At 69.3% G+C, this 13,548-nt stretch carries 12 protein-coding genes; 6 read left to right on the top strand and 6 right to left on the bottom strand.

Annotated elements, in window-relative coordinates; genetic code table 11:
- Genes HDA44_RS09790 through tkt form a run of 3 tightly spaced genes read right to left on the bottom strand, consistent with a single transcriptional unit; the run spans position 1 to position 4,899 of the window.
- Positions 1–1,575, bottom strand: coding sequence for a glucose-6-phosphate isomerase (locus HDA44_RS09790; RefSeq protein ID WP_184833117.1), 1,575 nt, complete (start codon positions 1,573–1,575; stop codon positions 1–3).
- Complete coding sequence (tal, locus tag HDA44_RS09785) at positions 1,572–2,681, bottom strand: transaldolase (protein WP_184833115.1); 1,110 nt, start codon at positions 2,679–2,681, stop codon at positions 1,572–1,574. Before tal ends, HDA44_RS09790 begins: the two co-directional genes overlap by 4 nt.
- 40 nt (positions 2,682–2,721) lie before the next feature.
- On the bottom strand, positions 2,722–4,899 hold the full coding sequence (gene tkt, locus HDA44_RS09780; RefSeq protein WP_184833113.1) for a transketolase: 2,178 nt from the start codon (positions 4,897–4,899) through the stop codon (positions 2,722–2,724).
- Between the two features lie 227 nt (positions 4,900–5,126).
- On the opposite strand from tkt, the gene HDA44_RS09775 reads away from it, so the two are divergent.
- Complete coding sequence (locus HDA44_RS09775) at positions 5,127–6,107, top strand: heme o synthase (protein WP_184833111.1); 981 nt, start codon at positions 5,127–5,129, stop codon at positions 6,105–6,107.
- A gap of 367 nt (positions 6,108–6,474) precedes the next feature.
- On the opposite strand, the gene HDA44_RS09770 is transcribed toward HDA44_RS09775, so the two are convergent.
- The 3 genes from HDA44_RS09770 to HDA44_RS09760 are packed head-to-tail and all read right to left on the bottom strand — an operon-like array spanning position 6,475 to position 8,922.
- On the bottom strand, positions 6,475–7,401 hold the full coding sequence (locus HDA44_RS09770) for a COX15/CtaA family protein (RefSeq protein ID WP_184843247.1): 927 nt from the start codon (positions 7,399–7,401) through the stop codon (positions 6,475–6,477).
- A gap of 31 nt (positions 7,402–7,432) precedes the next feature.
- Positions 7,433–8,209: an ABC transporter permease gene (locus HDA44_RS09765; protein WP_184833108.1), complete on the bottom strand. Its 777-nt coding sequence runs from the start codon at positions 8,207–8,209 to the stop codon at positions 7,433–7,435.
- Positions 8,206–8,922 (bottom strand): ABC transporter ATP-binding protein, encoded by a 717-nt coding sequence (locus HDA44_RS09760; RefSeq protein ID WP_337905794.1) that lies wholly within the window; start codon positions 8,920–8,922, stop codon positions 8,206–8,208. Before HDA44_RS09760 ends, HDA44_RS09765 begins: the two co-directional genes overlap by 4 nt.
- A 126-nt stretch (positions 8,923–9,048) precedes the next feature.
- Between HDA44_RS09760 and HDA44_RS09755 the strand changes: the two genes are divergently transcribed.
- The 5 genes from HDA44_RS09755 to sufC are packed head-to-tail and all read left to right on the top strand — an operon-like array spanning position 9,049 to position 13,536.
- A complete protein-coding gene (locus HDA44_RS09755; protein ID WP_184833106.1) occupies positions 9,049–9,774 on the top strand; it encodes a helix-turn-helix transcriptional regulator in 726 nt (241 codons plus the stop codon).
- Positions 9,771–11,183: a Fe-S cluster assembly protein SufB gene (sufB, locus tag HDA44_RS09750; RefSeq protein ID WP_184833104.1), complete on the top strand. Its 1,413-nt coding sequence runs from the start codon at positions 9,771–9,773 to the stop codon at positions 11,181–11,183. The genes HDA44_RS09755 and sufB overlap by 4 nt, the downstream gene beginning before the upstream one ends.
- Positions 11,183–12,403, top strand: coding sequence for a Fe-S cluster assembly protein SufD (gene sufD / locus HDA44_RS09745; protein ID WP_184833102.1), 1,221 nt, complete (start codon positions 11,183–11,185; stop codon positions 12,401–12,403). Before sufB ends, sufD begins: the two co-directional genes overlap by 1 nt.
- Entirely contained in the window at positions 12,400–12,738 is a 339-nt protein-coding gene (locus HDA44_RS09740; RefSeq protein ID WP_184833100.1) for a Rieske 2Fe-2S domain-containing protein, read from the top strand. The genes sufD and HDA44_RS09740 overlap by 4 nt, the downstream gene beginning before the upstream one ends.
- A gap of 36 nt (positions 12,739–12,774) precedes the next feature.
- Complete coding sequence (gene sufC / locus HDA44_RS09735) at positions 12,775–13,536, top strand: Fe-S cluster assembly ATPase SufC (protein WP_184833098.1); 762 nt, start codon at positions 12,775–12,777, stop codon at positions 13,534–13,536.
- Positions 13,537–13,548: the final 12 nt, after the last annotated feature.

The raw sequence follows: 13,548 nt of genomic DNA, 5'->3' as shown, positions 1-13,548 counted from the left end.
TTACTTGATCAGCGACAGCAGCTGCCGTACGCCGGCCGCGACGTCCGTGAGGTGCAATCGCAGCACCGGACGGCCACGCTCGGCCAGTACGTTCGCGTCCCCGGCTGCCTGCGCCGAGATCAGCGTGCCGAACGTGAACGGCCGGTCCGGGATCTCCACGTCGGCCGGGTGCGCGCCCGTGATCTGCAGGAACACGCCCTCCGGGTGGCCACCCTTGTGGTACTGGCCGGTGGAGTGCAGGAACCGCGGTCCCCAGCCGAACGTCACCGGACGACCGGTCTTGGCCGCCAGCGCCGGGCGTACGCCGAGCAGGTCGGCGTCCCGCTCGGAGTCGAGGTAGGCCATCACGGCCAGGTACCCGATGTCGTCCAGCTTGCCGAGGAGCGCGTCCACCGCGCCCTGGAGCGAATCCACGCCGTCCAGCAGACCTTCCGAGCCGCGTACTTCGACCGCGCCGTCGGTGAAGGCGGCCGCCTCGGGCTCCGGCTGCGCGTCGAGCAGACCGCGCGCGGCCTTCTTCGCGCTCTCCACGTCCGGCTGGTCGAACGGGTCGATGCCGAGCAGGTAGCCCGCGACCGCGGTCGCCATCTCCCAGAGCAGGAACTGACCACCGAGCGATCCCGACGTGAGCGCCGTCGGGACGCCGCTGGTCGCCTTCTCCGCGAGCAGCGCGTTGGTCAGGTCCGTCGCCTCGCTGCGCAGCTCCGGCGCGCCGGCCTCGACGGCCACCGGCAGCACGCCGGTGCCCTGCTTGCCGGTGCTCTCCGCGATCAGCTGCTCGGCCCAGTCCGGGAACCCGACGATGTCCGAACCGTCAGCGGTGATGATCACCTTGTCCCGGCCGGCGCTGGCCGCGATCACCGCGCCCAGCCACAGGGCCGGGTTGCCGGTCGAATCGGCCTGCAACGCCGGCGCGGCCTCGGCGGCCTGGTCCAGCAGCTCGGAGATGTCGGCGCCGGCCAGACCGGATGGCACCAGGCCGAACGCGGTCAGCGCGCTGTAGCGGCCACCGACGTTCGGGTCGGCGAGGAACGTCTTGCGGTACCCCTCGTCCTTCGACAGCTTCTCGAACGGCGAACCCGGGTCGGTCACCACCATGATCCGCGACGCGGCGTCGATGCCCGCGTCGGTGAACGCCTTCGCGAACGTACGCCGGTGGCTGTCCGTCTCGACCGTTCCACCGGACTTGCTGGACACCACGATGACGGTCTTCGACAGGTCACCGGCCAGCGCTCGCCCGACTACGCTCGGGTCGGTCGAGTCCAGTACGACCAGGTCGACGCCCGCGGTCCGGGTGATCACCTCGGGGGCCAGCGACGAGCCGCCCATGCCGGACAGCACGATCCGGGTCAGGCCCTCGGACCGCAGGTCCGCGACGAGCGCCTCGACCTCGGCCAGCAGCGGCCGCGAGGTCTCGTGCAGGTCGACCCAGCCGAGCCGGATCGACGCCTCGGCCTCGGCGTCGGGACCCCAGATGGTGGCGTCCTTGGCGGCGATCCGGGAGGCGATCTTCGCCGCCACGAGCTTGTCGACGACCTCGGTCCAGTCGCCGTTCTGGGTGGTTACAGCGGTCACTTGGCGGCACCTTTCAGCGCGGCGGTCACGGTGTCCTGCAGCTCCGACCAGGACGCGTCGAACTTCGCCACGCCCTCGTCCTCCAGCACCTGGACCACCTCGTCGTACGAAATGCCGAGCCGCTCGAGCTCGTCGATCACCTTGCGGTCACCGGCGTAGTCGCCGCGCACCGTGTCACCGCTGAACTCACTGTGCTCTTCGGCCGCCTTGATGGTTGCCTCTGGCATCGTGTTGACGACGCCGCGGGTGACCAGGTTGTCGACGTAGAGGGTGGGGGAGTACGCCGGGTCCTTGGTGCCGGTGGATGCCCAGAGCGGACGCTGCGGCTTCGCGCCGGCCGTTTCCAGCTCGCGCCAGCGGTCGGTCGCGAAGATCTCCTCGTACGCCTGGAAGGCGAGCCGCGCGTTCGCGATCGCGGCCTTGCCCTTCAGTGCCTTCGCCTCGTCGGTACCGATCGCGTCCAGCCGCTTGTCCACCTCGGTGTCCACCCGGCTGACGAAGAACGACGCGACGCTGGCCATCTTGGTCACGTCGTGGCCGTTCTCGACCGCCTGCTCCATCCCGGCCAGGAACGCGGCGGCAACCGCCTTGTAGCGCTCCAGCGAGAAGATCAGCGTCACGTTCACACTGATCCCGGCGGCCAGCGTGGCGGTGATCGCGGGCAGCCCGGCCTTGGTGGCCGGGATCTTCACGAACACGTTCTCCCGGCCGACGATCTCCCAGAGCTGCTTGGCCTGCTCGATCGTCTTCGCGGTGTCGTGCGCCAGCGTCGGCTCGACCTCGATCGAGACCCGGCCGTCCTGGCCCTCGCTGTCGTCGTACGCCGGCTTGAACACGTCCGCCGCGTCGCGGACGTCGTCGGTGGTGATCACCCGGATCGCCTCGTCGGTCGAGACGCCCTGCGCTGCCAGCCGCGCGACCTTCTCGGCGTACGCGTCCGCGTCCGAGATGGCCTTGGCGAAGATGGTCGGGTTCGTGGTCACGCCGACCACGTGCTTGTCCTCGATCAGCGCCTGCAGGCTGCCGCTGGTCAGCCGCTCCCGGGACAGATCGTCGAGCCAGATGGAGACACCCGCGTCGGCGAGTGCTTTCAAGCGATCGTTCATGGTTCCGATGCCTTCTTCCGGAATGTTCTGTTGTCGGGTGTCAGTTGGCGGCGTGGGCGTCGGCAGGTCCGACCGGCCCGGCGGCGGCACGGCCCGGCGGTACGCCCGGTCCGCTGATCCGGGCGGCGGCGGCAATGCTGTCCTTGGCGGCCTGCACGACGGCTTCGGTGGTGATCCCGAACTCGTTGTACAGCGTCTGGTACGCGGCCGAGGCCCCGTAGTGCTCGAGGCTGACCGACCGGCCGGAGTCACCGACGATGTCGTGCCAGCTCTGCGCGATCCCGGCCTCGACCGAGACCCGGGCGCGGACATCGGCCGGGATCACGGACTCGCGGTACGCGTCGTCCTGCTCGTCGAACCACTCGCGGGAAACCATCGACACGACCCGGGCCTGGACGCCCTCCTCGGCCAGCTTGGTCCTGGCCTCGACCGCGATCTGCAGCTCGGAGCCGGTGCCGATCAGCACCACGTCCGGCGTGCCGTCGCTGTCGATCAGGACGTATCCACCCTTGTGCACGTTCTCGGTGGTGGCGAAGCCGTCGGTGCCACGCGGGAAGGTCGGCACGTTCTGCCGGGTCAGCGCCAGGCCGGCCGGGCGGTCGGTGTGCTTGAGGATCGTCGCCCAGGCGGCGGCCGTCTCGTTCGCGTCACCGGGGCGTACGACGTCCAGACCCGGGATCGCGCGCAATGCCGACAGGTGCTCGATCGGCTGGTGCGTCGGACCGTCCTCGCCGAGGCCGATCGAGTCGTGCGTCCAGACGTACGTGACCGGCAGCTGCATCAGCGCGGCCAGCCGGACCGACGGGCGCATGTAGTCGGAGAAGACCAGGAACGTACCGCCGTACGGGCGGGTCAGGCCGTGCAGGGCGATGCCGTTCAGGACCGCGCCCATCGCGTGCTCGCGGATACCGAAGTGCAGCACCCGCCCGTACTCGTCGCCCTGGAACTCCTCGGTGGAGTGCTCCTTGGGGATGAACGACGGCTGCCCCTTCGGGGTGGTGTTGTTCGAGCCGGCCAGGTCGGCCGAACCGCCCCACAGCTCCGGCAGCTCCGGCGCGAGCTTGGTCAGCACCTCGCCGGACGCGGCGCGGGTCGCGACACCCTTGGCGTCGGCGTCCCAGCTCGGCAGCGCGTCCTGCCAGCCGGCCGGCAGCTCCCGCTTCGACAGCCGGTCCAGCAGCGCGGCGCGCTCCGGGTTCGCGGCCTTCCACGCGTCGTACTTGGCGGTCCACTCGGTCTCGATCGTCTTGCCGCGGCCGAGTGCCTCGCGGGTGTGCGCGATCACCTCGTCGGCGACCTGGAAGCTCTGCTCCGGGTCCCAGCCGAGGATCTTCTTGGTCGCCGCGACCTCCTCGGCGCCGAGCGCGTTCCCGTGCACCTTGCCGGTGCCCTTCTTGGTCGCCGCCGGCCAGCCGATGATCGTCCGCAGCTTGATGAAGGTGGGCTTGCCGGTGACCGCGTTCCCGGCCTCGATCGCGTCGTAGAGCGCCTGCACGTCCTCGTGGTAGCCGGTGCCGCCGTCGGTCCAGTCGACCGTCCGGACATCCCAGCCGTACGCCGCGTAGCGCGCCGCGACGTCCTCGGAGAACGCGATGTTCGTGTCGTCCTCGATGGAGATCTTGTTGTCGTCCCAGATCACCGTCAGGTTGCCGAGCTGCTGGTGACCGGCCAGCGACGACGCCTCGGCCGAGACGCCCTCCTCCAGGTCACCGTCGGACGCGATCACGTAGATGTTGTGGTCGAACAGGCCCTCGCCCTTCGGCGCGTCCGGGTCGAGCAGGCCGCGCTCGCGGCGGGCCGCCATCGCCATCCCGACCGCGTTGCCGACGCCCTGGCCGAGCGGGCCGGTGGTCGTCTCGACACCCTTGGTGTGCCGGTACTCCGGGTGGCCCGGGGTCTTGCTGCCCCAGGTCCGCAGCGACTTCAGGTCGTCCAGCTCGAGGCCGAAGCCGGCCAGGTACAGCTGGATGTACAGCGTCAGGCTGGAGTGACCGGCGGACAGCACGAACCGGTCGCGGCCGGCCCAGTGCGGGTCCGCCGGATTGTGCCGCATCACCTTCTGGAACAGCAGGTACGCCGCGGGCGCCAGGCTCATCGCGGTGCCCGGGTGACCGTTCCCGACCTTCTCCACGGCATCCATCGCGAGCACCCGCACGGTGTCGACCGCGCGCTGGTCGAGCTCGGTCCATTCAAGCTTGGGGCTGGTCTTCTCCGTCACGCCGCCGGCGCTCCTCTCGATGCTGCTGTTCTGAGTACTCGGTCCAAGGATGAGCCTACTGTGACGGGCTTCCTCCGCCGCGCACCTCTCGACTGTTTGTCAACCGTTCGGCACCTCCGCCTGTTCCCCGATCCGCGCCCGGTATGAGGGGGGTGCGAGAACCCCTCCTACGGGGCGTCGTAGACTGCTGAATCGTCAGCGCCGGAGCTCCGGCGGCAACTCAGAAGATGTTCGAGGTGTTCGTGACCGCCGTCGACCCGCGTCCCGCCGCGACGACGTCGTACCCGACGCCGCTGCCGGACGCCACCGCCGTGGTGAGGCCGTCAGTGCGCGACGTGGTGAAGGCGTACGTCGGTCTGACCAAGCCGCGCATCATCGAGCTGCTGCTGATCACCACCGTGCCGGTGATGTTCCTGGCGGCGGCCGGCGTGCCGGGGCTGAAGGTGGTGGTGGCGACGCTGATCGGTGGCGTGCTCGCCTCCGGCAGCGCGAACACGATCAACTGCGTGCTCGACCGCGACATCGACGAGCAGATGCGCCGGACCAGGCGCCGCCCGCTGCCGCGGCACGCGGTCAGCCCGCGCTCGGCGACCGCGTTCGGCGTCGTCCTCGGCGTGCTGGCGACGCTGGAGCTCGGCTTCTTCGTGAACTGGCTGTCCTCCGGCCTGGCGCTGGCGGCGAACCTGTTCTACGTCTTCGGCTACACCATGCTGCTGAAGCGCCGTACCGTGCAGAACATCGTCTGGGGCGGGATCGCGGGCTGTTTCCCGACCCTGATCGGCTGGACCGCGGTCACCGGCAAGCTGGCCTGGACGCCGGTCGTGCTGTTCCTGGTGGTGTTCTTCTGGACGCCGCCGCACACCTGGTCGCTGGCGATGCGCTACCGCGAGGACTACGCGTCGGTCGACGTGCCGATGCTCCCGGTGGTCGCCACCCCGATCTCCACCGCGCGGCAGATCATGGCGTACTCCGTGGTGATGGTGCTGACCTCGCTCGCGCTCTGGCCGGTCGCCGGCACCGGTTTCGTGTACAACCTGGCCGCGATCGTGCTCGGTTTCGCCTTCCTCCGCGAAGCCCGACGGCTGCTGCTGCGGGCCCACACCGGCGCCGATGGCGCGGCGCTGCGCCCGATGCGCCTGTTCCACTTCTCCAACATCTACCTGGCGCTGCTCTTCATCGCCGCCGCGATCGACCCGCTGCTGCGCTGAACGCTCTGAGCTGCGCTGACCTTCCGCGGTCCTGAACCCATTGCTGCATTAGGACGTCAGCAGTACGGGGTATGTGTTGGAGAGGCAGTGGGCCTACGTACTGTCACCCCGGCGAACATCCCCGGCGACCAGCTACCGCTCATCTCCTGGCCTGCCCCGCCTGCGCTCCTCCCACCTGCCCCGCCCCGTGTACCCGCCGCTCTGGGCGTGCCCGATGGGTGTACGACGTGGGGCCGGCTGCGGTAACCGGGCCGAACCCTCCGTTTGAGGCGGCATCCCCTGAACTGAAGGGTGTTGCCCCCTGGAATTTTCAGGGGGCAACCCTTCGTTCGACCCGGCAAGGGCCTCGACCGATGGTGGGCCCGTACTACGTTGCGGGCGTACCGCGTTCGCCGTACACGGCGGTGACCAGGGCGATCAGCAGGCCGGCCAGGAACATGTGTACGAGCACAACGGGCCACGGCAGCCCGGTGAAGTACTGCGTGAAGCCGACGGCGCCCTGCACCAACTCGATCGCCAGCAACCAGGCGGCCAGCTTGCGGAGCGTACGTGAGGTGGCCGTGACGCGGGTCGCGATCACCAGCGCGATCGTGATGCCGAACAGACCGAACACGACGTCCGAGTGCAGCTGACTGACCAGCTCGGGGTTGAACCCGTTCCGGCCGGTCTCCGGGTCACCGGAGTGCGGGCCGGCGCCGGTCGTGACCGTGCCGAGGGCAACGGTCAGCCAGACCGCCACCACGGCAGCGGTAGCGAGCGCGCGGACCACCGGGGGAGTGTGCGGGTACGGGCTGTTGCGCGACCGGCGCAGCATCGACACCGCGAGCGTGATGATGATCGGCGAGACGATGAAGTGCGCCGACACGATCCAGGGGTTCAGCCCGGTCAGCACCGTGACGCCGCCGATCAGGCCCTGCAGCGGTACGCCGAGCGCGGCCGCCGTCGCCAGCCTGCGCAGGTCGCGCCGGATCGGCCGGTACCGCATCACGACCAGCCAGGTGCAGATGGCAACGATCGCGACCACGAAGCCGAGCATCCGGTTGGTGAACTCGATCGCGCCGTGCACGCCGAGCGCGGCATGCGGCACGTACGACTCGTCGGTGCACGACGGCCAGGTCGGGCAACCCAGACCGGAACCGGTCAGCCGGACCAGGCCGCCGGTGACCACGATGCCGATGTTGACCGCCACCGACGCCCAGCCCCAGCGCCGAACCACGTCCAGGCTCGGTTCGGGCACCAGCCGCCAGAATCCGGTCACTGGCTCGGTCTCTTGGGGCGGGGTTTCCGTCGTCATCACCGGCACACTCTAAAGCTCAGAATCACGCTCAGTCCCATCGGAACGTTCGGGAGACCAGGTACCCGAGGACCGCCGCCCAGAGCGCGAGCGACAACGCGGCGGCCCACGGGATCACCCCTTCCACGGTCGAGTTGGCCAGGCCGTTCGCCAGCGCGGCGCTCGGCAGTACGCGGACGACGCCCTGCATACCGCCCGGGTACTCGTCCACCGGTGTCATCACCGCGCCGCCGACCAGCAGCAGGAGGTACAGCAGGTTGGCGGCGGCGAGCGTCGCTTCGGCGCGCAGTACGCCGGCCATCAGCAGCCCGAGCGACGCGAACGCCGCCGTACCGCAGACAATGGTGAGAATCACACCGGCCACGGCCCGGGCGCCGCCGGTCGGCTGCCAACCGAGGGCGAAGCCGGTGCCGATCAGGACCGCGAGCTGGATCACCTGCACGATCAGCACGGCGCCGATCTTCCCGGCCAGCAGACCGGTACGGGACAGGGGAGAGGCGCCGAGCCGCTTGATCACGCCGTAGCGGCGCTCGAAGCCGGTCGCGATCGCCAGCGAGGTGAACGAAGACGACAGCACCGCCAGCGCCAGTACGCGCGGGACGGCCTCGTCGATCGGCCGCCCGCTGCCGAGCGGCAGCCGCTCACCCAGACCGGTACCGCCGAGCAGCAACAGGATGCCGATCGGGATGACCAGCGCCAGTAGCAGTTGCTCTCCGTTGCGGATGAGCAGCTTGAACTCCATCCGGGTGTGGCTCAGCACCTTGCGCGGCCAGGGCGCGCTGCCGGGCTGCGGTGCGTACGTGGTCATCGGCCATCCGGCTTCGTGAGCTCGAGGAACACGTCCTCAAGGGACTTGGTGTGGTGCTCGGTGAGACTCTCCGGCGTTCCGGAGGCGATCACCGTGCCGGCCGACACCACATGCACCTGGTCGGACAGTTGCTCCGCTTCGTCCATCGCGTGCGTGGTGAGTACGACCGTGACTCCATCGTCGCGCAGGTCGCGGATCAGCTGCCAGATCTCCCGGCGGCCGTGCGGGTCCAGCCCGGTGGTCGGCTCGTCCAGGAACGCGATCTCCGGCCGGCCGACGATCGCCAGCGCGAACGACAGCCGCTGCTTCTGGCCACCGGACAGCCGGCGGTACGGGGTGCGACCGCAACTGCCCAGGTCGAGCCGCTCGACCAGTCCGTCGAGGTCGAGCGGATGGGCGTGCAGCGTCGCTACGTACCGGAGCATCTCCACCGCCCGTACGCCCGACCACGCTCCGCCTTCCTGGAGCATCACGCCGATCTTCGGCATCAGCTCGTCGTGGTCGGCGAGTGGGTCCAGGCCGAGGACCCGGACGCGGCCGGAATCCGGGCGCCGGAAGCCCTCACAGGTCTCAACGGTCGTGGTCTTGCCGGCCCCGTTCGGGCCGAGCACGGCCGTCACCGTGCCGGCGGCTACGGTGAGACTCAGGCCGTCGACCGCGGTCTTCTCGCCGTACCGCACGACGAGCTTGTCGATCTCCACCGCGACTGGCACGTGCTGAGCATAGAGAACACCCCGGAGTGACCTCGCTCACGCCTCCCCCTGAGCCCCGCCTGCGGACGCGAACCGGTTAGGTGAGCCTTATTTGAAGGCCCCGGGGAATTACGCGACACTGATGTTGTGAAAAATCCTGCGACCGGCGGAGCCGCCTCCCACGGCACCGGCAGCGCGCGGGACGAGTCCACTCGGGACCGGGTCGCGCGCTCGATCCTGACCAACGGCCCGTCCAGCGCCGCGGTGCTGGCCGAGCGGCTCGAGCTCACCCCGGCGGCGGTCCGCCGGCACCTCGACCACCTGCTCGACCAGGGCCTGGTCGAGGCCCGCGAGGAGCGGGTCTACGGCCCGCGCGGCCGCGGCCGCCCGGCGAAGGTGTTCGTGCTGACCGACACCGGCCGGCACGCGTTCCACCAGGCGTACGACGACCTGGCCGCGACGGCGATGCGGTTCATCGCCGAAGCCGGCGGTGACGACGCGGTCGCGGAGTTCGCCCGGCGCCGCGTCGCCGAGGTCGAGGACCGGTACCGGGAGCAGGTCGCACTGGCTCCCGAGAGCCGGAAGGCGGAAGTGCTCGCGCAGGCCCTGACGGCCGACGGGTACGCCGCTTCCACGGCGGAGGCGGGCCACGGCGCCCAGCTCTGCCAGCACCACTGCCCGGTCGCGCACGTGGCCGAGCAGTTCCCCCAGCTGTGCGAGGCCGAGACCGAGGTGTTCTCGAGACTCCTCGGCAAGCACGTGCAGCGCCTGGCCACCATCGCCCACGGCGACGGTGTCTGTACGACACACATCCCGGGCCCTGCCCCTGTGGCCCCTGTAACCGACGGCGAATCTGCGAGGACTACCCGATGACGCAAACCGCTCACCCCGAACTGGAAGGCCTCGGCAACTACCAGTACGGCTGGGCCGACTCCGACGCCGCCGGCGCGGTCGCTCAGCGTGGCTTGAGCGAGGACGTGGTGCGAGGCATCTCCACCCTCAAGAACGAGCCGGAGTGGATGCTCGAGCTGCGCCTGAAGGGCCTGAAGCTCTTCGGCCGCAAGCCGATGCCGTCCTGGGGTGCCGACCTGTCCGGGATCGACTTCGACAACATCAAGTACTTCGTCCGCTCGACCGAGAAGCAGGCCACCTCCTGGGAGGACCTGCCGCCGGACATCAAGAACACCTACGACAAGCTCGGCATCCCGGAGGCGGAAAAGCAGCGCCTGGTCGCGGGCGTCGCCGCGCAGTACGAGTCCGAGGTCGTGTACCACCAGATCCGCGAGGACCTGGAGGAGCAGGGTGTCATCTTCCTGGACACCGACACCGGCCTGAAGGAGCACCCGGAGCTCTTCAAGGAGTACTTCGGCTCGGTGATCCCGGTCGGCGACAACAAGTTCGCCTCGCTGAACACCGCGGTCTGGTCCGGCGGCTCGTTCATCTACGTCCCGAAGGGCGTCAAGGTGGACATCCCGCTGCAGGCGTACTTCCGGATCAACACCGAGAACATGGGCCAGTTCGAGCGGACCCTGATCATCGTCGACGAGGACGCCTACGTGCACTACGTCGAGGGCTGCACGGCGCCGATCTACAAGTCGGACTCGCTGCACTCCGCGGTGGTCGAGATCATCGTGAAGAAGGGCGCCCGCTGCCGGTACACGACGATCCAGAACTGGTCGAACAACGTGTACAACCTGGTCACCAAGCGCGCCACCTGTGAAGAGGGCGCGACGATGGAGTGGATCGACGGCAACATCGGTTCCAAGGTGACGATGAAGTACCCGGCCGTCTACCTGATGGGTGAGCACGCCAAGGGCGAGACGCTGTCGGTCGCGTTCGCGGGCGAGGGCCAGCACCAGGACGCCGGCTCGAAGATGGTGCACAACGCGCCGTACACGTCCAGCTCGATCGTGTCGAAGTCGGTGGCCCGTGGCGGCGGCCGTACTTCGTACCGTGGTCTGGTCGAGGTGGCGCCGGGCTCGCACCACAGCAAGTCCACGGTCCGCTGTGACGCGCTGCTGGTCGACACCATCAGCCGCTCGGACACGTACCCGTACGTCGACGTCCGCGAGGACGACGTGGCGATGGGACACGAGGCGACCGTGTCGAAGGTCAGCGACGACCAGCTCTTCTACCTGATGAGCCGGGGCATGGCCGAGGACGAGGCGATGGCGATGATCGTCCGCGGCTTCATCGAGCCGATCGCCCGCGAGCTCCCGATGGAGTACGCGCTGGAACTCAACCGGCTCATCGAGCTGCAGATGGAAGGGGCCGTCGGCTGATGTCGTCCGCTGAAACGCTTGTTGCTACCGGCAACAAGGCGCACTCGCACGGGCCGGGTTCCCCGGTCCCGCTCCAGGCCCGGAGCGAGCGGCCGACGTCGTACGACGTCAACGCGTTCCCGGTGCCGAACGGGCGCGAGGAGGAGTGGCGCTTCACCCCGGTCAAGCAGCTGAAGGCACTGTTCGAGGACGCGGCCGGCACCGAGACGCCGAAGCTGGACGCCTCCGGCCCGGACGGCGTGGTGATCGAGACCGTCGCCGCTGACACGCTGAAGGTGCTCACCCCGCAGGACCGGTCGGCCGCGGTCGCCTGGAACCACGCGGGCGAGGCGCTGGCCGTACGGATCCCGGTCGAGGCCGAGCTGACCGAGCCGGTGCACGTGAACGTCGCGAGCCTGGGCGGTCGCGGCTTCGGCCACCTGATCGTGGAGGCCGGGCGGCACAGCAAGGCGATCGTGATCGTCGACCACACCGGCGCCGGTGAGCTGAGCACGAACGTCGAGATCAAGGTCGGCGACGGCGCGGACCTGCGGGTGGTCTCCATCCAGCAGGGCGACCACGAGTCGATCCACCTGGCCCAGCACGACGCGCTGGTCGGGCGGGACGCGCGGCTGCACCACGTCGCCGTCACCCTCGGCGGCAAGGTCGTCCGCGTCGGCACCAACGTCCGGTACGCCGGACCGGGCGGCGACGCCGAGCTGGTCGGCGTGTACTTCGCCGAGTCCGGGCAGCACCACGAGCACCGGCTGTTCGTCGACCACGAGGCCACGAACTGCAAGAGCAACGTGCTCTACAAGGGCGCGCTGGCCGGTGACCAGGCCCGCTCGGTCTGGATCGGCGACGTCCTGATCCGGGCCGCGGCCGAAGGCACCGACACCTTCGAGCTGAACCGGAACCTGGTGCTCACCGACGGCGCCCGCGCCGACTCGGTGCCGAACCTGGAGATCGAGACCGGCGAGATCGAGGGCGCCGGGCACGCGTCCGCGACCGGCCGGTTCGACGACGAGCAGCTGTTCTACCTGCAGGCCCGTGGCATCCCCGAGGACGCCGCCCGCCGGCTGGTGGTGGCCGGCTTCTTCAACGACATCATCGGCAAGATCGGCGTCGCCGAGGTCAGCGAGCACCTGCACGACGTGATCGAGGAGAAGCTCGCCCGCGCCGCCGAGCTGAGTGAGGCAGCACTGCGCCCATCGGGCGAAGAGGCGGTAGTCGGCAAGTGAGCGACACCTTCGAGCGCGCCTGCGCCACCGCCGACGTACCCGACGAGGGCGTGGTCCCGGTCGAGGTCGGCGGGGTGGAGGTCGCGGTCGTGAAGAGCGAGGGGCAGTACTTCGCGGTCCGGGACGAGTGCTCGCACGCGCAGATCCAGCTGTCCGAGGGTGACGTCGGCGAGTGCGAGATCGAGTGCTGGCTGCACGGCTCCCGCTTCGACCTGCGCACCGGTGAACCGACCAGCCTGCCCGCGTACGACCCGGTGCCGATCTACCCGGTCCGGGTCGACGGCGGCGACCTGCTGGTCGACGTGAAGAACCCCATCAACCAACCAAACCTGTAAGCACAGTCCTGTAACAAACGACGGAGATAGACACTCATGGCGACACTCGAGATTCGCGACCTGCAGGTGTCGGTCGACACCGAAGCCGGACCGAAGCAGATCCTGCGCGGCGTCGACCTGACCATCGCCGGTGGTCAGACGCACGCGATCATGGGCCCGAACGGCTCCGGCAAGTCGACGCTGGCGTACTCGATCGCCGGGCACCCGAAGTACAACATCACCGGTGGTTCGGTGACGTTGGACGGCGAGGACGTGCTGGACATGTCCGTCGACGAGCGGGCCCGGGCCGGCCTGTTCCTGGCGATGCAGTACCCGGTCGAGGTGCCGGGCGTCTCGGTGGCGAACTTCCTCCGGACCGCCAAGACCGCGATCGACGGCGAGGCGCCGAAGCTGCGGACCTGGGTCAAGGACGTGAACACCGCGCTGGCCGACCTGCAGATGGACCCGGAGTTCGCCACCCGGAACGTGAACGAGGGCTTCTCCGGTGGTGAGAAGAAGCGGCACGAGATCGTCCAGCTGGAGCTGCTGAACCCGAAGATCGCGATCCTCGACGAGACCGACTCCGGCCTCGACATCGACGCGCTGAAGATCGTCTCCGAGGGTGTCAACCGGTTCGCCGGCCAGGGCGACAAGGGCATCCTGCTGATCACCCACTACACCCGCATCCTGCGCTACATCAAGCCGGACTTCGTCCACGTCTTCGTCGACGGCCGGGTCGCCGAGGAGGGTGGACCGGAGCTGGCCGAGGAGCTCGAGGCGAACGGCTACGAGCGCTTCCTCAAGGCAGGCGCGAAGTGACCTCTGCCCGGA

The organism is Kribbella solani (assembly GCF_014205295.1).
GTDB classification, from domain to species: Bacteria; Actinomycetota; Actinomycetes; order Propionibacteriales; family Kribbellaceae; genus Kribbella; species Kribbella solani.
The sequence above is the reverse complement of the archived record's forward strand: the minus strand, read 5'-3'. Positions and strand labels throughout refer to the sequence as shown.

Coding starts and splice junctions, on each gene's coding strand:
- tal (WP_184833115.1), bottom strand. CDS start 2,681: ATGAACGATCGCTTGAAAGCACTCGCCGACGCGGGTGTCTCCATCTGG.
- HDA44_RS09775 (WP_184833111.1), top strand. CDS start 5,127: ATGTTCGAGGTGTTCGTGACCGCCGTCGACCCGCGTCCCGCCGCGACG.
- HDA44_RS09770 (WP_184843247.1), bottom strand. CDS start 7,401: ATGACGACGGAAACCCCGCCCCAAGAGACCGAGCCAGTGACCGGATTC.
- HDA44_RS09765 (WP_184833108.1), bottom strand. CDS start 8,209: ATGACCACGTACGCACCGCAGCCCGGCAGCGCGCCCTGGCCGCGCAAG.
- sufB (WP_184833104.1), top strand. CDS start 9,771: ATGACGCAAACCGCTCACCCCGAACTGGAAGGCCTCGGCAACTACCAG.
- sufD (WP_184833102.1), top strand. CDS start 11,183: ATGTCGTCCGCTGAAACGCTTGTTGCTACCGGCAACAAGGCGCACTCG.
- sufC (WP_184833098.1), top strand. CDS start 12,775: ATGGCGACACTCGAGATTCGCGACCTGCAGGTGTCGGTCGACACCGAA.